Below are 19557 nucleotides of genomic sequence, written 5' to 3'. Positions count from 1 at the left end.
GGCTTTTCGTCAATGCATATCAGACCCGCTCCAGCACGGTGGCAATCCCCTGGCCGACGCCGATGCACATGGTCGCCAGCCCGTAGCCGGCGTTGCGGCGTACCATTTCGTGCAGCGCGAACTGGATGATGCGCACGCCGGACATGCCGAGCGGGTGGCCGAGCGCGATAGCGCCCCCGTTGGGGTTGACGCGCTCGTCGTCGTCGGCGAGGCCCCAGCCGCGCATGACCGCCAGCGTCTGGCTGGCAAACGCCTCGTTGAGCTCGATGACATCCATGTCGTCGATCGACAGCCCGAGGCGGGCAAGCAGTTTGTTGGAGGCGTGCAGCGGGCCCATGCCCATGATCCGCGGCTCGACCCCGGCGGTGGCCATGCCGCGGATGCGGGCCATGGGTTTCAGGCCGAAATCCTTGACCGCCTGTTCGCCGGCCACCAGCAGCGCGCCGGCGCCGTCGTTGACGCCCGAGGCGTTGCCGGCGGTGACCGTGCCGTTGTCACGAAAGGGCGTGGGCAGCTTGGCCAGCTTGTCGAGGGTGGATTCGGGGCGCGGGTGCTCGTCGCTATCGAAGACCAGCGGCTCTTGCTTGCGGCGCGGGATCTCGATGGGCGTGATCTGTTCGGCCAGCCGCCCGGCCTCGCGCGCCGCCCAGGCTGTCTGCTGCGAGCGGTAAGCGAAGGCGTCCTGATCCTCGCGGGATACCTCGAACTGCTCGGCGACGTTCTCGCCGGTCACGGGCATGGAGTCGACGCCGTACTGCTTCTTGAGCAGGGGATTGATGAAGCGCCAGCCGATGGTCGTATCTTCCATGGTCTGGCTGCGGGCGAACGCGCTCGGCGCCTTGGAAACCACATACGGCGCCCGCGACATCGATTCCACGCCACCGGCCAGCATCAGTCCCGTCTCGCCGGCCTTGATCGCCCGCGCGGCGGTGCCGACCGCGTCCATGCTCGAGCCGCACAGGCGGTTGATGGTGGCCCCGGGCACGGTGTGCGGCAGGCCGGCCAGCAGCAGCGACATGCGGGCGACGTTGCGGTTGTCCTCGCCGGCCTGATTGGCGCAGCCGGCGATCACGTCGTCGATCGCGGCCGGGTCCAGGTTCGGCGCTTCGGCCAGCACCGCCTTGAAGACATGCGCGAGCATGTCGTCGGGCCGGACCGCGGCCAGCGTGCCGCCGAAGCGGCCGACCGCGGTGCGGCGGGGTTGGCAGAGAAAGACTTCGTTGGCCATGGGTTACTCCGGGAAAGAGATTCGTTTTTTTCCGCAGATCGACGCCGATCTACGCAGATACAAAGAAGACGATTTCGAGTGCTGGTCTTGCTTCGAGTCGGTTCAGGGGCTGCGAGTCCGCGAACGAAACTCGATTCGCCAGTTGCTGAACACGAAATCCATGCAAGCGATCTCTTAAATTATGTACAAAGTTCAGTCCAAGCCTTGAGGGTGCCATTGCTAGCGCACCTGAAGCAGCAGTGCCTTGATCTTGCTTCTTATTTGCGCTCATTCGCGTGCATTTGCGGACAAAATGCCCCGGCTTATTCAGCCCGCTGAGTGTCGTACATAATCAAGCGCGACCTTACTTTCTTCATCTGCGTGAATCTGCGGACAAATCCGCAAGAAAGATCACGCCTCGCTGTGATGGCGCTCCGTGCGTGCCTTCAACTCGCGCAGCACGGTCAATTCGTTGTCGTCCGGCTCGGCGGTGGTGGTCAGGTCGTCGGCGAAAGCGATGTCCCAGCCGGTGGCGCCGGTCACATCCTCGCGCGAGATGCCGGGATGCAGCGAGGTCACTGTCAGTTCCTTCGTCGCCGGGTCGGGCTGCATGACGCACAAATCGGTGATCACGCGGGTGGGGCCTGCGCCGATGTTGGGCACGCCGTCGCGGGCGGTGCCGTCACGGCCGAAGCCGACGGTGGTCACGAAATCGACCGCTTCCACAAACGTCCGCCTGGAATGCTTGAGGGTGATGAAGATCTCGCCGGTGCAGGTGGCCATTTCCGGCGCCCCGCCGCCGCCCGGCAGGCGCACCTTGGGTTCGCGATAGTCGCCGATCAGCGTGGTGTTGAGGTTGGCGTATTTGTCGACCTGGGCCGCGCCCAGAAAGCCGACATCGATCTTGCCGCCCTGGACCCAGTAACGAAACATCTCCGGCACGGAGACAGTGGTCAGCGCGGTTTCGCACAGCTCGCCGTCGCCGATCGACAGCGGCAGTACCTCGGGTTTGGTTTCGAGCGTGCCGGACTCATAGATCAGCACCACATCGGGCGCGTGGGTCAGGCGGGCCAGGTTGGCGGCTTCGCTCGGCAGGCCGATGCCGACAAAGCAACTCTGGCCGTTGCGCAGGGCGCGCGAGGCGGTGACCGTCATCATTTCGGCGGCACTATAGTGTTCGCTCATGCCGAGGCTCCGTGGGTGTGGAACACGTGTTCGTCCAGCCAGGCGGAAAATGCCTCGCGGTCGCGGGAAATCGGGTCCCAGTCCTTGTAGAACTTGTTCGAGCGCGGGTAGTAGCCGTGCGTGTACGAGGGCCGGGCGCCGCCCGGCGCCGCGCAGACCGCGCCGATTACCCAGGCCGGGATCACGCAGGCGTTGGGGCCGCAGTCCAGCTCGTCGACAATCTCCTCGACCGTGACGATCGAGTGCTTCGCGGCCATGACCGCTTCCTTCTGCACGCCGACGATCCCCTCGACCAGTACGTTGCCGTGCCGGTCGGCCTTCTGGGCGTGCACGATCGATACATCCGGCCGGATCGACGGCACGGCGGCCAGACGCTCGCCGGTGAACGGGCACTCGATGAACTTGATCTGGTCGTTGACCTTGGGCAGGTCCGAGCCGATATAGCCGCGCAGGATCGCCAGCGGCAAACCAGCCGCACCCGCTTCAAAGGCGTTGGCCATGGCCGCATGGCTGTGTTCGAGAATCTCGATCGGATGCGGCCAGCCGTGTTCGACCGCATCGCGCAACCGGTGCAGCGAGCCCACGCCCGGGTTGCCGCCCCAGGAGAAAATCAGCTTCTTCGCGCAGCCGGCGCCGATCATCTGGTCGTAGATCAGATCCGGCGTCATGCGGATCAGGGTCAGCTCGCGTTTCTTCTGGCGAATGATCTCGTGGCCGGCCGCAAATGGAATCAGATGCGTAAAGCCTTCCAGGGCCACGGTGGCGCCATCGGCCACATATCGATCCACCGCCTCTGCCAGGGGCAGGAATTCGGACATGGATGCACTCCGGCTTGCTGATTCGCTATGCGAACCAAGGTTTGCTATGCGAATAATCTAGGGCGGCCGGCGCCGATCGTCAATTCGTCTTTGGTCAACCGTGGATCAAGGCGCTGCAGAGTCGACGCGCCGTGGGGCTTGCTATGGGCAGCGATGAGCGTCAGCGATTGCGCAGCGCAGCCTCGACACGTGATACCTGGGCCGCACTGGTGCCGACGTAGGCGGCGGGATCGACCGCCGCGCGAACGCGCTCGGCCTCGAACGCCGCGGCGATCTCGGGAATGGCCAGCAGCGCATCGGCGTAGTCGCAGCGCTCCCGCAGCGCGGTTTCCGCGGCCTGTGCCGCCAGTGTTCGGGCGCGATCGAGCGGCATCGCCTTTCGTAACAGCGCAACCGTCGGTGCCGAGAGATTGGCGCCGCCGGACAGCGCCAGATTGGTACGCATGGCTTCGGTATCGACTTGCAACTCGCCGACCAGCGGCACGAGTGTTTCGAGCGCGCCTTCGAGTAGCAGCACGGCATCGACCATCGGCGCCCATTCGGCATGCCATTCGCCGAAGGCGCGTTCATGGGCCTGGGCGCCCGCGCTGTGCATCGTGCCCACGGCGGCATGGATCTGGCGTGCCGCGGCCCGGATTCGCGCGCTGCCCACCGGGTTGGCCTTGTGTGGCATGGACGACGAGCCGCCGGCGCCGGTCGCGGCCGGTTCGCGCGCTTCGCCGACCTCGGTCTGGGCCATCCAGGCGATGTCGGTCGCCATCTTTTCGGCCGCCACGGCGACCGCGCCCACCGCATCCACGATCGAAAGCATCGGTTGGCGATCGGTATGCCAGGGCAGTAGCGGGCAGTTCAGCCCCAGTGCCGCGGCCAGCGCCGTCATCAGCTCGAGCCCATCGTCCAGGCCGTGATGCGCCGCCACCGGGCCGCCGAACTGCACGAACAGGCCTTCGGCCGCCACCTGCTTCAGGCGTTTTTCGGCGGCGGCCAGACCCGTCAGCCATTGCCCGACCTTGGCGCCGAAGGTGATCGGCAGGGCCTGCTGGGTCAGCGTTCGTCCGATCATCGGGGTGTCGCGGTGATGCCGCATGAGCGCGCTGCCGCCATCGATGGTCGCCTCGATATAGCCCAGACAGCATTCCAGGCGCGGCTTGATCATCAGCATGAGCGCCGAGTCGATCACGTCCTGGCTGGTCGCGCCCTTGTGGAAATAGGGTTTGAGTTCGCCGGGCAGCAGGGCCTTGGCCTGCTTGACGAACGGAATGGCGACATTGCCGCCATCGGCGGCCTCGCGGGCCAGCATTTCGGCATCGAATGCCTCGGCGCGAATCGTGCCGGCGATGGCCTCTGCGGTGCCCGCGGGCAGATGACCGGCCGCTTCCTCGACCCGGGCCAACGCGATCTCGAACCGACACATGGCTTCGATGAACGCCTGCGCGTCGCAGGCGGCGATGCCGGCCGGGCTCATGAACGGATGACGGAGGAACAGGTCGTACATGGCGTTTCTGCAGTAATGGATGCCGGCTGGTGGCGTCAACGCGCGCAATGGGGCCTAGTGCACGCCAACGTCGTTCTGTATGACGGGCCTCGCGAGCACGTTACGCGATCAAGTCTTCGGCCCGACACGCACGATAGCCAGCCGAGCGTGTCGCCGGCAAACCGGCGGAGCGCCCGCCGTCGGCCCCGCCCGGGTTGTTCACTCGACCGTGCGTTCGATTTCGCGGGCCGTCTCCAGCAGCAGCGGCAGGAAGTCCTGTTCCAGCGTGTCGCGGGCAACGCGTGCCGCATTGGTGCTGACGTTCAACGCGCCCAGCAGTTTGCCGTGCTGATTGTGCACCGGCACCGCCAGAGACCGTAGGCCGGACTCCAGTTCCTGATCGACAATACAATACCCATTGCTGCGTACCTCAGCGATGCAGGCGCGCAGCGCCTTCGCATCGGTGATTGTGTTCGGGGTATGGGCCACCAGGGCGTCCCGGGCCAGAATCTGGTCGAGCCGATCGGGCGTGAACGCCAACAACACGCGCCCCATCGAGGTCGCGACCGCGGGCAGGCGCGAGCCGATGTTGAGTGCGACGGTCATCAATCGGTGCGGAGCGGCGGAACGCGCGACATAGATCACGTCGGCGCCGTCCAGTACGCCCATCGAGGAGGATTCGCCGGTCACTTCCGTGATGTGTTCGAGATGCTGGCGCACGATGGATTGATAACCATTGGCCGACAGGAAGGCATAGCCGAGATCGAGCGTTCGCGGCGCCAGCTCGAAATAGCGGTCCTGTTTGCGGACATAGCCCAGCCCGTGGAGAGTGAGCAGAAAGCGCCGCGCCTTGGCCCGGTTGATGCCGTTGCGGGCCGCGACTTCGCTGAGCGTCATCCGGGGATGCTCGCGATCGAAGGTACGGATGATTTCCAGCCCCGTGGCCAGGGCGCTGACGAAATCGCGATGATCGGGCGCCAGGGCGGCGGTTTCGGTCTCCGGGAGATCCTGTTTCAAGCTGCGCAATCCTCTATCGATGTGCATGGGCGACACGCGCGGCGACAGTTTGGCAGCTTTTGTGCGCAATGCGAACAAGGTGACGGTGTCGGCGCGGCGATAAGCCCATGCGTGGGTGGCCTGCGCGCTCTTGCCGCGAAACGCCGGGCACTGCCCCGCGCCGGTCGTGTGAACGGCCCCGGATCGCGCTCGAGAGACGCGCCTGTCGGTACATGTCGCCGGGCGGCTATGATGGGGCCGATTCATTCAGGCGTGGGAGCGCGGCGTGAAGATTCTGTTGCTCAATGGGCCCAACCTCAATCTGCTCGGCGAGCGCGAACCCGAGATCTACGGCGCGACCACGCTGGCCGATATCGAAGCCGCGCTGGCGCGCCGTGCCGAGGCCGGCGGGGCGTCGCTCGAGACCTTTCAGACCAACCATGAGGGCGAGGCGATCGAGCGCATTCACGCCGCCCGTAGGGCCGCCGATGCCATCATCATTAATCCGGCGGCCTGGACGCATACGTCCGTGGCTTTGCTGGATGCGCTGAACGCGTTCGATGGGCCGGTGGTGGAGGTGCATTTGTCGAACGTGCACAAGCGGGAATCGTTTCGCCACCATTCCTATGTCTCGATGCGGGCCGATGGCGTCATCGCCGGTTTGGGCGCCTTCGGCTATGCCGCCGCGCTGGATTTCGTGCTTCGGCAGCGCGAAGGGGCCGCCTTCCCCTGACACGGCCACCGGCCCGGCGTGATCGGTCGGCCTTGTTGTGCGACTTGCGGCCAACTGGTCGTAGTGCGAACTTAAGGCGAGCGCTGGCTGGACCGATGGGGCAAAGGTGCTCACGGTCTGTGGCGCAATGAATTCGAATAACGAGGAGCGACCGACATGAAGGAACTGGCATTGCTGATCGGCGGGCAAGCGCGCGCCGCGGCCAACGGCGCGACGTTCGAACGGTGCAATCCGGCGGGGGGCGATGTGGTGACGCGGGCGTCGGCGGCGGCGGTGGCCGATGCCGAAGCGGCGGCCGAGGCCGCGTCGAAGGCATTCGCGAATTGGTCCGCAACCGGTCCCGGCGAGCGCCGAACCCGGTTGCTGGCCGCCGCCGAGGCGCTCGAAGCCCGCGCCCAGGCTTTTACCCGCGCCATGGTCGAAGAGACCGGGGCAACCTCCGGTTGGGCCGGTTTCAACGTGCACGTGGCCGCCGGCATGCTGCGCGAGGCGGCCGGGCTGACCACCCAGATTCAGGGCGCGACCATCCCGACCGACGTGCCGGGCAACCTGGCGATGTCGATGCGCGTGCCCTGTGGCCCGGTGCTGGGTATCGCGCCGTGGAATGCGCCGGTGATCCTGGGCGTTCGTGCCATTGCGACGGCGCTGGCCTGCGGCAACAGCGTGGTGCTCAAGGCCTCGGAGCAGTGCCCGGCCGTGCATCACCTGATCGGCGAGGCGCTGATCGAGGCCGGCATGGGGGAGGGCGTGGTGAATGTCGTGACCAACGCGCCGGAAGATGCGGCCGACGTGGTTCGGGCCCTGATCGAACATCCGGCGATTGCGCGCGTGAACTTCACCGGCTCGAGCCCGGTCGGGCGGATCATTGGCCAGACCGCGGCCGGGGTGTTCAAGCCGGCGCTGCTGGAACTGGGCGGCAAGGCGCCGTTTGTGGTCGCCGATGACGCGGATCTGGATGCTGCCGTCGCCGCGGCCGCCTTCGGGGCGTTCTTTCACCAGGGCCAGATCTGCATGTCGACGGAACGGCTGGTGGTCGCCGAGGCGGTGGCCGATGCCTTTGCCGAAAAGCTCGCGGCCAAGGTCGCGACGCTCAAGGCCGGTGATCCGCGCCATGAGGATACGCCGCTCGGCACGTTGATCGGCGAGCCGTCGCGCGTTCATCTCAACGAGCTGATCGCGGATGCCCGCGCCAAGGGGGCGGCCGTGCTCGTTGGCGGCGAAGCGGATTCGGTGATCATGCAGCCGACCGTGCTCGATCAGGTGACCCCCGACATGCGTATCTACGGCGAGGAATCCTTCGGCCCGGTGGTTGCCATGGTGCGCGTGGCCGGCGGTGACGATGAACTGGTGCGAGTGGCCAACGATACGGAATACGGGCTGTCGGCAGCCGTATTCTCCGGCGATGGCGCCCGCGGCATGGCGATCGCCCAGCGCATTCGCTCGGGCATCTGCCACGTCAACGGCCCGACCGTGCATGACGAGCCGCAGATGCCCTTCGGCGGCGTGAAAGCGTCGGGCCACGGCCGTTTCGGCGGCCAGGCCGGGATTGCGGAGTTCACCGAGCTGCGCTGGGTCACGCTGCAGACCGGGCCGCGCCACTACCCGATCTGAACCGTGTTGCGCGCGGCGGCCCTCGGCGAGGGCCGCGGCTGACGCGATCCGCCGGGTCGTGATTGCCTATTATTAATCCGACGCTAAAACAGCTGACTTCATCCGCTGTTTTCAAAGGTTTCGCGGCCGATGGCCGCGACGAGCATGCGGTCGCATACTCGCGCTATTAACCTGACAAAATCATCTATTTCTGTGCAGGGTTGATAGCTTGGCCGCCAACAACAAGGGAGGCACAGCCATGCCGATAGCGCCCGTCAACGGTCAGCATTTGTTCTATCGCGATACCGGAGGCGATGGTCCGGTCCTTGTGTTTTCGCACGGGCTGCTGATGGATCACGAGATGTTCGAGCCGCAATTAGCGGCGTTCGGCTCGACCTGCCGCTGCATCGCCTGGGACGAACGTGCCCACGGCCAGACCGCCGACGACGATGTCGCGCCATTCAGCTACTACGACTCGGCCGACGACCTGGTGGCGTTGCTCGATTATCTGGGCATCGAGCGGGCTGTGCTGGTCGGCATGAGCCAGGGCGGCTATCTGTCGCTGCGCTGTGCGCTCACCCATCCGCAGCGTGTGGAGGCACTGGTATTGATCGATACCCAGGCCCGTGTCGAGGAGCCGGCCAAGCTAGCCGGCTATGAGCAGATGCTCGATGTCTGGACCAACCAGGGCCTGCCGGAGTCCATCGCCGACGATATTGCTGAAATCATTCTCGGACCAGCCTGGCACGGCGCCGAACAATGGAAGGCCAAGTGGCGTGGCTGGCAAGCGCATAATCTGAACCAGGCCTTCCGCACCCTGATTGACCGCGACGACATCAGCCACGATATCGCCCGTATCGAGGTTCCGGCGTTGGTCATCCACGGCGAGGCGGATCAGGCGATCACGCTGGATCGGGCCGAGGAAATGGCCGGGCACCTGCGGCATGCCGAGATGGTCACCGTGCCCGAAGCCGGCCATGCGTCGAATCTGACCCATCCGGAGCCCGTCAATGCGGCCATAAGCCGGTTTCTGAAACAGCTGGGATACATCTGAGGCAGCGCGCTTCGCTGGCACGTCCCTGGCCGTGCGGCCGATCGTGCATGATTTCGAACTTATAGGCGCCTGCTCCGCGTCGAAACGTGCGATAGATGTTCTGCCACGGCGCAAACGTTGCCGGGAACATGCACGCGCATAGCCCGTGTTTGCGACTTAAACAGCAGGCATCGACCCGTTACTGTGGGACCGAACAACAGGCGCTAATCCGGCCTGCGTAACGATCCGATATCGCTTTGATCCGCAGCCGTTGTTGGGTCGATACCCTCTTTTCCCTGCGGCATTTATCCGCAGATGAGCGCCGACTGACGGGGGCGTCTGCCCCGGGGTTACTGGCGCCGTGACCGGCGCGGATTCAGGAGGCGTTGGCGGTCAGGCCGTATTTTCGAAGCTTTCGGAAAATCGTGGGCTGGCTGGCGCCGAGTTCGCGGGCGATCTGATACGTGCTTGTACAGCGTTTCAACGCCGCCGCCAGGCAGTCCCGTTCCGCGGCTTCGACCGCCTCGCGCAGGCTCGGCAACGGGCTGGTTTCGCCCGCGCGGCCGGCGTCGTGAGTCGCGCCGGGCACGGGACCGAGGCTTGGTGCTGCATGAATCGTGGTTTCGTCGCTCAGGACGTAAAGCCGCTCGATCCCGTTTTCCAGTTCGCGCAGATTGCCGTCCCAGCGTTGTGTCAGCAGCGCCGACCAGGCATCCGGCGCCAATGATTTGCGTTTTCCGTAGCGCTGGTTGAGCGCTGCCAGCATGCGTTGGATGAATAGCGGGATATCTTCGGCCCGGTCTCGCAGCGCCGGAATCGTGATCGGCACGACATTGATCCGGTGATACAGATCGAGACGGAAATGCCCGTCCGCCACCATGGCATCGAGGTCGCGGTTGGTCGCTGCCACGAGTCGGAAGTCCGCCACACGCGATTCGGTGCTGCCCAGCCGCGTGACGCGTCGGTCCTGCAGGATGCGCAGCAGCTTGGTCTGCATGGCCGGCGAGAGTTCGGCAACCTCATCCAGAAACAGCGTGCCGCCGTGGGCGCGCTCGGCCAGCCCGGGCTTGCCGTTGCGCGCCGCGCCGCTGAACGCGCCCGCGACATAGCCGAACATCTCCGACTCGAACAGCGTCTCCGGAATGGCGCCGCAATTGGCTTCGACGAACGAGCCGTCCGCGCGTGGGCTGCGGCGGTGGAGCAGGCCCGCGATCCGTGTCTTGCCCACGCCGGTTTCCCCCAGCAACACGACACTCGCATCGGTGGGGGCCACGCGTTCCAGCAGCGACACGATCTCGCGCATGCGCGGGTTGCAGGTCGGGATATCCGCGTCGGCATCGAGTGCGGTCGGCGGGGCGGTTTCGCGCGCGGCCAACTGGCGCTGCAGCAATTCGTACTCGCGCTGCAGCGTACGGATGTCGGTCATGTCCTTGGACAGACTCACGACCCGAACCAACCGGTCGCCATCCCAGACCGGGTAGGCGCTGGCCATCACCGAGCGGCCGGTACGCGTGGCCTGCATGAGGTGGCAGGGTTGGCGCTGTTCGAGTACGCGCACCGTGATCGACGGCGAAAGAATGCCATCGCGCTGCAGATCGTATGTGGAGGCGTTGATGAAGTCTCGCAGCGGCAGGCCATAGACGCCGGCGCAACTTTCGCTGGCCTTGAGAATGCGGCCGCGCTCGTCGGTGATCACGATGTGGTCGTGGGAATAGGCGAGAACCGCATCGAGTTCCAGGGCATTCAGGGGGGCGATTGACGGCATGGCGATCGAGTCGTAATTGAATCAGATAAATCTATTTTGAATCGCCTGTCTCCGTCAAAGATTCATTACTGAATTGCTCAGCCGGCTCGCTCGTCGAAGAATCAAGGGGTTACATCCCGGCCCGCTTCTTGCTCGACAAGACGCAGATGTAACGGAGGCGAGAACCATGGCCAGCAACGAACGCAATCAACCGCTCGGCGGCAACGCCATGCCGCGCTTTGGCGGCCCGGCGACGATGATGCGCCTGCCGAGCCAGACCGATGCGACGGGCCTGGACGCCGCGTTCGTTGGCGTGCCGCTGGATATTGGCACCTCCAACCGGCCCGGCACCCGGCTCGGGCCGCGCCAGATCCGCGACGAATCCCGTATGTTGCGGCCATACAACATGGCCACCGGCGCGGCCCCGTTCGATGCCCTGCAGGTCGCCGATATCGGCGATGTGCCGATCAATACCTTCGATCTGAAAAAGAGCGTGGACATCATCGAGGCCTTCCATGCCGAGATCATCGCCACCGGCTGCCGGCCGCTGACGCTGGGCGGCGACCACACGCTCACGCTGCCGATCCTGCGGGCCATGGCCCGGCGGCATGGCCCGGTGGGGTTGATCCATGTCGACGCTCACGCCGACACCAACGAGCACATGTTCGGCGAGGCAATCGCCCACGGCACGCCGTTCCGGCGCGCCATCGAGGAAGGGCTGATCGACACGCCGCGCATGATCCAGATCGGGCTGCGCGGCACCGGCTACACCGCCGACGATTTCGACTGGGCGCGCCAGCAGGGCGCCCGCGTGGTGCCGGCCGAACAGTGCTGGCACAAGAGTCTGTCACCACTCATGGCCGAAACGCGTGAGCAGGTCGGCGGCGGCCCGGTTTACCTGAGTTTCGACATCGACAGCCTCGATCCCGGGTTCGCGCCCGGCACCGGCACCGCCGAGATCGCCGGCCTGACGCCGCCGCAAGCACTGGAGATCGTGCGCGGCTGCCGCGGCCTGGATCTAGTCGGAGCCGATCTGGTCGAGGTGGCGCCGCCCTACGACCCGAGCGGCAACACCGCGCTGCTGGGCGCCAATCTGCTCTACGAAATGCTCTGTGTGCTGCCGGGCGTGACGTATCGCGAATGACCCATCGCCGGGTAGCGGCCGGCATGGCCCAACCGACATAAAAAGCAAAGGGGAGACAATGAGCCAAACAACAAGCGATAACGCACGGTCCGCGGTCCGTGCCGGCGTGGTCGAGGTCCGCTCGATCGATTACGTGCCCAAGTCCGAGCGCCACGGCAAGGTCTGGCATCAGGGGCCGTTCTGGTTCACGGGCAATTTCGTGCTCACGACCATGGTGACTGGCTTCGTCGGCCCCTCGCTGGGAATGGGCGTGTGGTGGAGCGTGCTCGCTGTGGTGCTGGGCGCGGCTTTCGGCACGTTCTTCATGGCGTTTCATGCCAATCAGGGGCCGCGTCTCGGGCTGCCGCAGATGATCCAGTCGCGCGCCCAGTTCGGCTCGCGCGGGGCGATTCTGCCGTTTGCCGCCACCATCTTCGTCTACTGCGGCTTCAACGTGTTCAACGTCATTCTGGCCACCGAAGCACTGCGGCTGGTACTGCCCGGCGGGCCGTTGTTCTGGTATCCGTTGCTGGTGCTGCTGGCCATCGGCATTGCCGTCATTGGCCACGATCTGCTGCATTTCGTGCAGCGCTGGCTCACGCCGATCCTGATTGCCGTGTTCGCATTGCTCACGATTGGCGCGGTCGTGCTGCACGGGCACGCCGCGGCGCATCAGTCCGGCGCGGGCTGGGCCGTTTTTCTGGTCCAGTTCTCGGCCGCGGCCGGTTACCAGATCAGTTATGCCGTGTATGTGTCCGATTATTCGCGTTATCTGCCAAGCAACGTGTCGTCGCGCGGCGTGATTTCCTGGACCTATCTCGGCGCGGGCGGTTCGGCGATCTGGCTGATGTCGCTGGGGGCATTTCTGGCCGCGGCGCTGCCGCACCCGGAAGCGATCAGCAGTCTGCAGTCGGTCGGCAACGAAATGCTGCCCGGCTTCGGTACCTTCGCCGTGCTGGCCTCGGTGCCCGCGCTGATCAGCGTGATGGCCGTGAACATGTACGGCGCCATGCTCACCGGTATCAGCACCGTCGACGCCTACCGGCCGGTCCGGCCGACGATCTCGATACGCGTGGTCGGCATCGTGTTGTTCGGCGCGATCGCGACCGCGGTTGCACTCACGATTCCGGACAGTTATCTCGGCAGCTTCAACAACTTCGTCATCCTGATGCTGTATTTCCTGGTGCCGTGGACCGCCGTGAATCTGATCGATTTCTATATCGTGCGCCACGGCCGTTACGCGATTACCGAGATCTTCAATCCGAACGGCATCTACGGGCAATGGTCCTGGCGCGGCATGCTGGCCTACGGGGTGGGTTTCGTCGCCATGATCCCGTTCTTCGATATTTCGTTTTACACCGGCACCGTGACGCACTGGCTCGGCGGGGCGGATATCTCGTTTCTCGTCGGTCTGGTCGTCGCGGGCGGATTGTATTGGTGGCTCGCTTCGGGGATCGATACCGTTGCCGAACGCCATGCGATCGAGGCGTCCGACCGGGCTCTGGCCGAGCGCGAAGCCAGTTGATGAGGCGCGGGCGCCGACTTCGTTTAAGATGGATGGCGCCCGAGCCACGCTCGAGCTTTGCGCATCGAGGCCGTTGTGAACCCCCAGGATCTGGAAAAACTGGTCACGCGCACCATGCCGTTCGGCAAGTACGAAGGGCGCGTGATCGCCGATCTGCCCGGCGGGTATCTGGCCTGGTTCTCGCGCGCCGGTTTTCCGGCCGGCGAACTGGGCCGGCTGCTGGCGTTGATGTATCAGATCGACCACAACGATCTGCGCGGCCTGCTGGCGCCACTGCGTCGGCAGGCGCGTTAGAAAGCGAGGGCCGGGCCTCCCGGGTTCAATCGATGCCCGCCATGATCTCGCGATACGCGAGCTGATCGGCATGTATCGCGCGATAGACCCGGTATTTGGCCTCGTGAAAAGCACGGCGCTCGGCGCGGGGCTCTATCACGCGGTCGGTGCTGCTCATCGCGGCCGCCGCGGTGCGCAGGTCGGGCTGATCGCCACAGGCGGTCGCGGCCAGCATGGCGCTGCCCAGCAGCACGGTTTCGGTCTCCGCCGGTAGTTCGATCGGCAGCCCGGTGGCATCGGCGGTTTCGGCCAGCCAGCGTTCGTTCTTGAGTATGCCGCCACACAGACGGAGCCGGTTCACCGCATGCCCGTGCTCGTTGAGCGCTTCGACGATGTGACGCGTGCCGTAGGACACGGCCTGTAGCGTGGCCAGATAGCGCAAGGCGAGGTCGTCGATGTTCTCGGCCAGCGTCAACCCGGTGAAAACACCGGTCAGCGAGGCATCGGCGAGTGGTGAGCGGTTGCCGTGGTGGTAATCGAGCACGTGGATATCCCGCGTTAGCGGCGCGTCGCCGGCTTCGGCCTCCATGGCGTCGAGCCGGGCATTGAGGATATCGAAGTGGCTCACACCCTGGGCTTCGGCCGCGGCCATCAGCGCGCCGTGGGCGGCGTGATCGCGGAGCACGTGATCGATCAGGGCGCCGACCGCGCTCTGGCCGCCTTCGTTGATCCAGCCGTCGGGCAGCACCGCGCCCCAGTAGGGGCCCCAGACGCCGGGCACGAAGCAGGGCTCGTGCGAGAAGGCGATGTGGCAAGTGGATGTGCCGGCAATCACGGCCAGGCTTGCTTCCGGGGCGCCGCCCAGCATACCGAGTGCCCCCGCATGGGCATCGATCAGGCCGGTGGCCACCGTGATCTCGCCGGTCAGGCCGAACGCTTCGGCCACCTCGGGCGCGAGACGGCCCGCCGGGGCGCCCGGCGCGCGGATCGGCCCGGTCATGCGCGGCTTGTCGAGCAGGGATTCGAGGCCGAGCTGTTGCAGCAGATCGGTTGGCCAGCGGCCCTCGTGCGCCAGATACAGCCATTTGCAGACCTGGGTGCACACGCTCTTGGTCGGCGCGGCTTCGCCGCCAAGCCCGCCGACCGCGCGGGCGGTCATGTAGTCGGCCAGATCGAGAAATATGGCGGCACGTTCGTATTGATCCGGGCGGTGGCGCGCCAGCCACAACAGTTTCGGCAATTCCAGCTCCGGGCTGACCTGGCCGCCGATATAGCGCAGCGCTTCATGTCTGGTGGCCGTGATCTCGCGCGCCTCGGCGGTGGCGCGATGATCCATCCACATAACGATGTTCTGCGTATCGTCGTCGGTCGGCGAAACCGAGACCGGCTTGCCGTCGGCGCCGAGGGCGACCAGCGAGCAGGTGGCATCGAAGCCGATCGCCCGCACGCTGTCGGCGGACACGCCGGCTTCGGTCACGGCGCCTCGCACCGCCGCCACGCAGGCCTGCCAGATATCGTCGCTCGACTGTTCGACGAAATCTGTCTCGGGGCGGAACTGGGCAATCGGCCGGGCGGCCTGAGCCAAGCAACGGCCGGTGCCGTCGAACACGCCAGCCCGGACGCTGGCGGAACCGACATCGATGCCGAGATAGTGTGCGTTCATGAACTGTCCTCGCTGGGCATGGAAGGGCCGGTACCGTCTGCGGTGGCCGCCCTGGGGCGATTACTGTGCCGCGTTCGCATGGCTGGCGCTCGCGGCACGGTCTCGACTTTAGTCGTTATAGCCAAAAGTTGGATTGTGCCGTCTTGCGGTTGGGGATTAGCGTGAAATGACAACGTTAACATCAATAATCGCATTGAGATTTTGTGCTTATGGCAAATAAGCACACTGATCGCCAATGCATCGATCGAGGAGATCACCATGCCAGGCATCAAACTCCCTTCCCTGCGCCGGGCCGTCGCGCTCGCGCTGATACCGCTCGCCGCCGTCGCTCTGCCCGCCGCCGCGGCTGATAGCCACAACAAGCCGAACGACCAGCTCGTTATCGGTATGTCGTTCCAGGAACTGAATAATCCCTACTTCGTGACGATGCAGAAGGCGTTGCAGAAGCAGGTCGACAAGATGGGTGCCAAGCTCATCGTCACCGACGCGCATCACGATATCTCCAAGCAGACCAGCGACGTCGAGGACATGATCCAGCGCGGCGTGGATATTCTGCTGCTCAACCCGACCGATACGGTGGGTGTGCAGTCGGCGGTGGTCTCGGCGCATAACGCCGGTATTCCGGTGGTGGCGGTCGATGCCCAGGCCGATGGGCCGGTCTCCGGCTTTGTCGGTTCGAAGAATTTCAAGGCGGGCTATCTGTCTTGCCAGTATCTGGCCAAGAGCCTGAATGGCAAGGGCAAGGTCGCGATCCTCAACGGTATTCCGGTAACGCCGATCCTGCAGCGCGTCAAGGGTTGCAAGAAGGCGCTGGGCGAAGCCAAGGGCATCCAGATTGTCGACGAGCAGAACGGTCATCAAGAGCGCAATACGGCCATGAACGTGACCGAGAACATGCTGCAGTCACATCCGGATCTGGACGGCCTGTTTAGCGTCAACGACGGCGGCACGCTGGGCGCGCTGGTGGCCCTGAATTCGTCCAGCAACCACGTGAAGCTGGCCACCATCGACGGCAATCCGGAGGTGATCAAGGCCATGCAGAAGCCGAACACGCCGATCGTCGTCGACGTAGCACAGCATCCGGACGTCGAGGTCGTGAAGGCGCTGCATCTGGCGCTGAAGAAGTACCACGGCGTGAAGAGTCCGGACACGATCCCGGTGGACGTCACGCCGGTGACGCCCAAGACCGCGGCCAGCTTCCACTGGGGCAGCTGAGCGGGCTATCCCAAGCGCGCCGGTTGCCATGCCGGCGCGCTTCGCTTGCCCGAGGAGTTGATCAATGACCGTCGTGTTGTCGCTAGAAAACGTGAGCAAGGGTTTTCCGGGTGTCAAGGCGCTGGATGACGTCAGCCTGACGGTCGAAGCCGGCGAGATTCATGCGTTGCTCGGTGAGAACGGCGCCGGCAAGTCGACGCTGATGAAGATCCTGTGCGGAATCTATCAACCCGATGCCGGCACCATCCGTCTGGATGGCAAGCCCCGGCAGTTCCACAGTTATCGCGATGCCTGTGCCGCCGGCGTGGGCATCGTGTTCCAGGAATTCAGCCTGGTGCCTTGGTTGGCGGTGGTCGACAATATCTTCCTCGGCCGCGAGCCGCGCAACCGGCTTGGCCTGATCCGGCGCTCGGCGATGCTCGCCGAGGCCCACGAGTTGTTCGACCGGCTCGATATCGACATCGACCCCGAGATCCCGGTGCATCGCTTGAGCGTGGCCGATCAGCAGTTCGTCGAGATCGCCAAGGCGCTGTCCCTCAACGCCCGTGTGCTGGTGCTCGACGAGCCGACTGCGCCGCTGACGCCGACCGAGGTCGAGCGTCTGTTCAGGATCATGCGCAAGCTGCGTAGCGATGGTGTGGCGATGGTGTTCATCTCCCATCATCTCGACGAGATCTTTCAGGTCTGCGACCGGATCACCGTGCTGCGTGACGGCGCCTATGTCGCCAGCTGTCCGGTCACCGAGACCGACCATGATGCGCTCGTGGAGATGATGATCGGCCGCAGGGTCGACAACATCTTCCCGCCGCGCGAGCCTCGCAACGCCGACGCGCCGATCCTGCTCGAAGCCGAGATCGGCATGAAGCACACCACGCATACCGATTCGCTCACGCTGGCGAAAGGCGAGATCCTCGGTTTTGCCGGCCTGGTTGGCTCCGGGCGCAGCGAGATGGCGATGGCGCTGATCGGCGCTTATCCATCGCGGGTCGCACGGATCCGGCTCGATGGTCGCGAGGTGAAGTTTGGCTCGCCCGCCGATGCGCTGGCCGCCGGCATCGGCCTGTTGCCGGAGGATCGCAAGCGCCAGGGACTGGTGCTGCCGTTTTCCTGCGCCGACAACATCACGTTGAATCATCTGGCCCAGTTCTACCACCCGGCCCCATTCATCAGCCGATCCCGCGAGGCGGCCATGGTCGAGACGGCGATGGACCAGGTGCGAGTGAAGGCGCCGAGCCCGGAGACCCCGGTGCAGTCGTTGTCGGGCGGTAACCAGCAGAAGGTGGTAATCGCCCGCTGGCTGGATCGCGGTTGTCGTATTCTGATCTTCGACGAGCCGACGCGCGGCATCGACGTAGGTGCCAAATCCGAAATCTACGCCCTGATGAAGCGGCTGGCCCACCAGGGCATCGCCATCATCATGATTTCTTCCGAGCTGCCTGAAATAACCGGGCTGTGCGATCGCGTGCTGGTGTTCAGCCACGGCCGCATCGTGGCCGAGCTGGCCGATGACGCAATCGAGGCCGATACCATCATGCGCCACGCGGTGACTGAACCACGCCGCGATGCCGAGGCTGTTTCCCAACCTGTGACCGAGGACGCCCGATGAGCGATTCCACCCAATCCGCCGCGGTCGCCGCGCCGCGTCGCCAGCGTCGGTCGCGCTGGCAGCGCATGCTGCATTCGCCGATGTTCTTCCCGCTTCTGGGCTTCATCGCCGTGTTCATCATCATGAGCCTGGTCAACGACCGCTTTCTGGATGTGTCGAACATCGAGAACGTGGCCCGCCAGGGCTCAGTGATCGGCATCATTGCGGTGGGCATGAGCTTTGCCATTTTCACCGGCGGTATCGATCTGTCGGTGGGCCCGGTGATGGCGCTGTCCGGCACCATCATGGCGGGATTGATGGCGGCCGGCTGGCCGGCGCCGTTGGCGATCGTCGCCGGGCTATGCGTCGGCAGCCTGTTCGGCGCCTTCAACGGCTTCTGTGTGGCCTTCGGCCGGATGCCGCCGATCATCGTCACGCTGGCGACCATGGGTGCGGCTCACGGGCTGGCGCTGCTGTATACCGGCGGTTATCCGATCTCCGGGTTGCCCTCGTGGTTCTCGTGGTTCGGCCGCGGTAATCTGGTCGGCCTGCAGGTGCCGATCATGATCATGCTGCTCGTCTATGCGGCCGGCTATGTGGTGCTGCATCACACGCCGTTCGGGCGCTATGTCTATGCCGTGGGCGGCAACGAGGAAGCCACGCGCCTGACCGGCATCCGCGTGCCGCGCACCAAGATGTTCGTCTACACCATCAGCGGCCTGACCGCGGCGATTGCCGGACTGGTGATCACCTCGCGCCTGATGAGCGGCCAGCCGGGTATCGGTGAGGGCTTCGAACTGGATGCGATCGCGGCCGTGGTGCTCGGCGGTGCGGCGATCTCCGGCGGGCGCGGCGTCGTACTCGGTACGCTGGTCGGCGCCATGCTGCTGGCGATCCTCAACAACGGCCTGAACCTGATGGGCGTGTCGTCCTATCTCCAGGACGTTATCAAGGGCGGCATCATCCTGCTCGCGGTCTATATCGGCCGTGGCCGCGAGGGCTAGCACAACTGCCCATGCAAAGCCGCTATGCGCATCGGCAGGCTGATCGCTGGTGGAGATGCTTGCCAATGAGGATGTCGACAAATTAACTGACGGTGATAAACGCAATATCAGAACGTTACGTAGGTCGGATCAGGTGCTCGCACTGTAATCCGACAGCCGAGCCTCAGAGCCCGCCGATCGAGCGTCGGATTACGCGCTGCGCGCTAATCCGACCTACCGCCTGGGTGATCGCTGGTGGAGATGTCCGCCGATTTTTCTAACAAAGTTGCGGCAACAGCAGGCGACTGAACGCGGATCGTCAATCGCAAAACCGGACAAGCCGGGCTTTGTTCGAGTGCGAGTGCGTGGCTGTTCGCGAACTGATGTTGTCCGTCGGATACATGACGATT

General features: G+C 64.9%; 16 protein-coding genes. 9 read left to right on the top strand and 7 right to left on the bottom strand.

Annotation, left to right across the window (positions count from 1 at the left end; all coding sequences use genetic code 11):
- Window positions 1–19: 19 nt before the first annotated feature.
- The 5 genes from pcaF to SALB1_RS05160 form a co-directional block, all read right to left on the bottom strand.
- Window positions 20–1228 carry a 3-oxoadipyl-CoA thiolase gene (pcaF, locus tag SALB1_RS05185; RefSeq protein ID WP_109992889.1) on the bottom strand — a complete coding sequence of 403 codons (1209 nt, stop codon included), beginning with the start codon at window positions 1226–1228 and terminating at the stop codon, window positions 20–22.
- A gap of 390 nt (window positions 1229–1618) precedes the next feature.
- Complete coding sequence (locus tag SALB1_RS05175) at window positions 1619–2392, bottom strand: CoA-transferase subunit beta (protein WP_109992887.1); 774 nt, start codon at window positions 2390–2392, stop codon at window positions 1619–1621.
- Window positions 2389–3210, bottom strand: coding sequence for a CoA transferase subunit A (locus SALB1_RS05170; protein ID WP_109992886.1), 822 nt, complete (start codon window positions 3208–3210; stop codon window positions 2389–2391). The genes SALB1_RS05175 and SALB1_RS05170 overlap by 4 nt, the downstream gene beginning before the upstream one ends.
- 160 nt (window positions 3211–3370) lie before the next feature.
- On the bottom strand, window positions 3371–4705 hold the full coding sequence (locus SALB1_RS05165; protein ID WP_109992885.1) for an adenylosuccinate lyase family protein: 1335 nt from the start codon (window positions 4703–4705) through the stop codon (window positions 3371–3373).
- Between the two features lie 198 nt (window positions 4706–4903).
- On the bottom strand, window positions 4904–5701 hold the full coding sequence (locus SALB1_RS05160; RefSeq protein ID WP_255414504.1) for an IclR family transcriptional regulator C-terminal domain-containing protein: 798 nt from the start codon (window positions 5699–5701) through the stop codon (window positions 4904–4906).
- Between the two features lie 265 nt (window positions 5702–5966).
- On the opposite strand from SALB1_RS05160, the gene aroQ reads away from it, so the two are divergent.
- The 3 genes from aroQ (at window position 5967) to SALB1_RS05145 (ending at window position 9057) form a co-directional block, all read left to right on the top strand.
- Window positions 5967–6413, top strand: a complete 447-nt coding sequence (aroQ, locus tag SALB1_RS05155; protein WP_109992884.1) for a type II 3-dehydroquinate dehydratase — start codon at window positions 5967–5969, stop codon at window positions 6411–6413.
- Between the two features lie 156 nt (window positions 6414–6569).
- Window positions 6570–8024: an aldehyde dehydrogenase family protein gene (locus tag SALB1_RS05150; protein ID WP_109992883.1), complete on the top strand. Its 1455-nt coding sequence runs from the start codon at window positions 6570–6572 to the stop codon at window positions 8022–8024.
- Between the two features lie 238 nt (window positions 8025–8262).
- A complete protein-coding gene (locus SALB1_RS05145; protein WP_109995283.1) occupies window positions 8263–9057 on the top strand; it encodes an alpha/beta fold hydrolase in 795 nt (264 codons plus the stop codon).
- A 355-nt stretch (window positions 9058–9412) separates the two neighbouring features.
- On the opposite strand, the gene SALB1_RS05140 is transcribed toward SALB1_RS05145, so the two are convergent.
- Window positions 9413–10801 carry a sigma-54-dependent Fis family transcriptional regulator gene (locus SALB1_RS05140; RefSeq protein WP_109992882.1) on the bottom strand — a complete coding sequence of 463 codons (1389 nt, stop codon included), beginning with the start codon at window positions 10799–10801 and terminating at the stop codon, window positions 9413–9415.
- A gap of 166 nt (window positions 10802–10967) precedes the next feature.
- Between SALB1_RS05140 and speB the strand changes: the two genes are divergently transcribed.
- The 3 genes from speB (at window position 10968) to SALB1_RS05125 (ending at window position 13722) form a co-directional block, all read left to right on the top strand.
- Window positions 10968–11924: an agmatinase gene (gene speB / locus SALB1_RS05135; RefSeq protein WP_109992881.1), complete on the top strand. Its 957-nt coding sequence runs from the start codon at window positions 10968–10970 to the stop codon at window positions 11922–11924.
- Window positions 11925–11982: 58 nt separating this feature from the next.
- Window positions 11983–13428, top strand: coding sequence for a cytosine permease (locus tag SALB1_RS05130; protein ID WP_109992880.1), 1446 nt, complete (start codon window positions 11983–11985; stop codon window positions 13426–13428).
- A gap of 75 nt (window positions 13429–13503) precedes the next feature.
- Complete coding sequence (locus tag SALB1_RS05125) at window positions 13504–13722, top strand: DUF3820 family protein (protein WP_109995282.1); 219 nt, start codon at window positions 13504–13506, stop codon at window positions 13720–13722.
- A gap of 25 nt (window positions 13723–13747) precedes the next feature.
- Here SALB1_RS05125 and SALB1_RS05120 read toward each other — a convergent pair whose 3' ends face one another.
- The gene (locus SALB1_RS05120) at window positions 13748–15364 is read right to left on the bottom strand and encodes an FGGY-family carbohydrate kinase (RefSeq protein ID WP_109992879.1); all 1617 of its coding nucleotides are present in this window, start codon (window positions 15362–15364) and stop codon (window positions 13748–13750) included.
- A gap of 258 nt (window positions 15365–15622) precedes the next feature.
- On the opposite strand from SALB1_RS05120, the gene SALB1_RS05115 reads away from it, so the two are divergent.
- From SALB1_RS05115 to SALB1_RS05105, 3 genes are all read left to right on the top strand, one after another.
- Window positions 15623–16579, top strand: a complete 957-nt coding sequence (locus SALB1_RS05115; RefSeq protein ID WP_109995281.1) for an ABC transporter substrate-binding protein — start codon at window positions 15623–15625, stop codon at window positions 16577–16579.
- 64 nt (window positions 16580–16643) lie between these two features.
- Entirely contained in the window at window positions 16644–18185 is a 1542-nt protein-coding gene (locus tag SALB1_RS05110; RefSeq protein WP_109992878.1) for a sugar ABC transporter ATP-binding protein, read from the top strand.
- A complete protein-coding gene (locus SALB1_RS05105) occupies window positions 18182–19168 on the top strand; it encodes an ABC transporter permease (RefSeq protein WP_109992877.1) in 987 nt (328 codons plus the stop codon). Before SALB1_RS05110 ends, SALB1_RS05105 begins: the two co-directional genes overlap by 4 nt.
- Window positions 19169–19557: the final 389 nt, after the last annotated feature.

Origin of the sequence: Salinisphaera sp. LB1, assembly GCF_003177035.1 — a bacterium.
Lineage (GTDB): Bacteria > Pseudomonadota > Gammaproteobacteria > Nevskiales > Salinisphaeraceae > Salinisphaera.
The sequence above is the reverse complement of the archived record's forward strand: the minus strand, read 5'-3'. Positions and strand labels throughout refer to the sequence as shown.

Coding starts and splice junctions, on each gene's coding strand:
- pcaF (WP_109992889.1), bottom strand. CDS start 1,228: ATGGCCAACGAAGTCTTTCTCTGCCAACCCCGCCGCACCGCGGTCGGC.
- SALB1_RS05130 (WP_109992880.1), top strand. CDS start 11,983: ATGAGCCAAACAACAAGCGATAACGCACGGTCCGCGGTCCGTGCCGGC.
- SALB1_RS05120 (WP_109992879.1), bottom strand. CDS start 15,364: ATGAACGCACACTATCTCGGCATCGATGTCGGTTCCGCCAGCGTCCGG.
- SALB1_RS05165 (WP_109992885.1), bottom strand. CDS start 4,705: ATGTACGACCTGTTCCTCCGTCATCCGTTCATGAGCCCGGCCGGCATC.
- SALB1_RS05145 (WP_109995283.1), top strand. CDS start 8,263: ATGCCGATAGCGCCCGTCAACGGTCAGCATTTGTTCTATCGCGATACC.
- SALB1_RS05140 (WP_109992882.1), bottom strand. CDS start 10,801: ATGCCGTCAATCGCCCCCCTGAATGCCCTGGAACTCGATGCGGTTCTC.
- speB (WP_109992881.1), top strand. CDS start 10,968: ATGGCCAGCAACGAACGCAATCAACCGCTCGGCGGCAACGCCATGCCG.
- SALB1_RS05150 (WP_109992883.1), top strand. CDS start 6,570: ATGAAGGAACTGGCATTGCTGATCGGCGGGCAAGCGCGCGCCGCGGCC.
- SALB1_RS05105 (WP_109992877.1), top strand. CDS start 18,182: ATGAGCGATTCCACCCAATCCGCCGCGGTCGCCGCGCCGCGTCGCCAG.
- SALB1_RS05110 (WP_109992878.1), top strand. CDS start 16,644: ATGACCGTCGTGTTGTCGCTAGAAAACGTGAGCAAGGGTTTTCCGGGT.
- SALB1_RS05175 (WP_109992887.1), bottom strand. CDS start 2,392: ATGAGCGAACACTATAGTGCCGCCGAAATGATGACGGTCACCGCCTCG.
- SALB1_RS05115 (WP_109995281.1), top strand. CDS start 15,623: ATGCCAGGCATCAAACTCCCTTCCCTGCGCCGGGCCGTCGCGCTCGCG.
- SALB1_RS05170 (WP_109992886.1), bottom strand. CDS start 3,210: ATGTCCGAATTCCTGCCCCTGGCAGAGGCGGTGGATCGATATGTGGCC.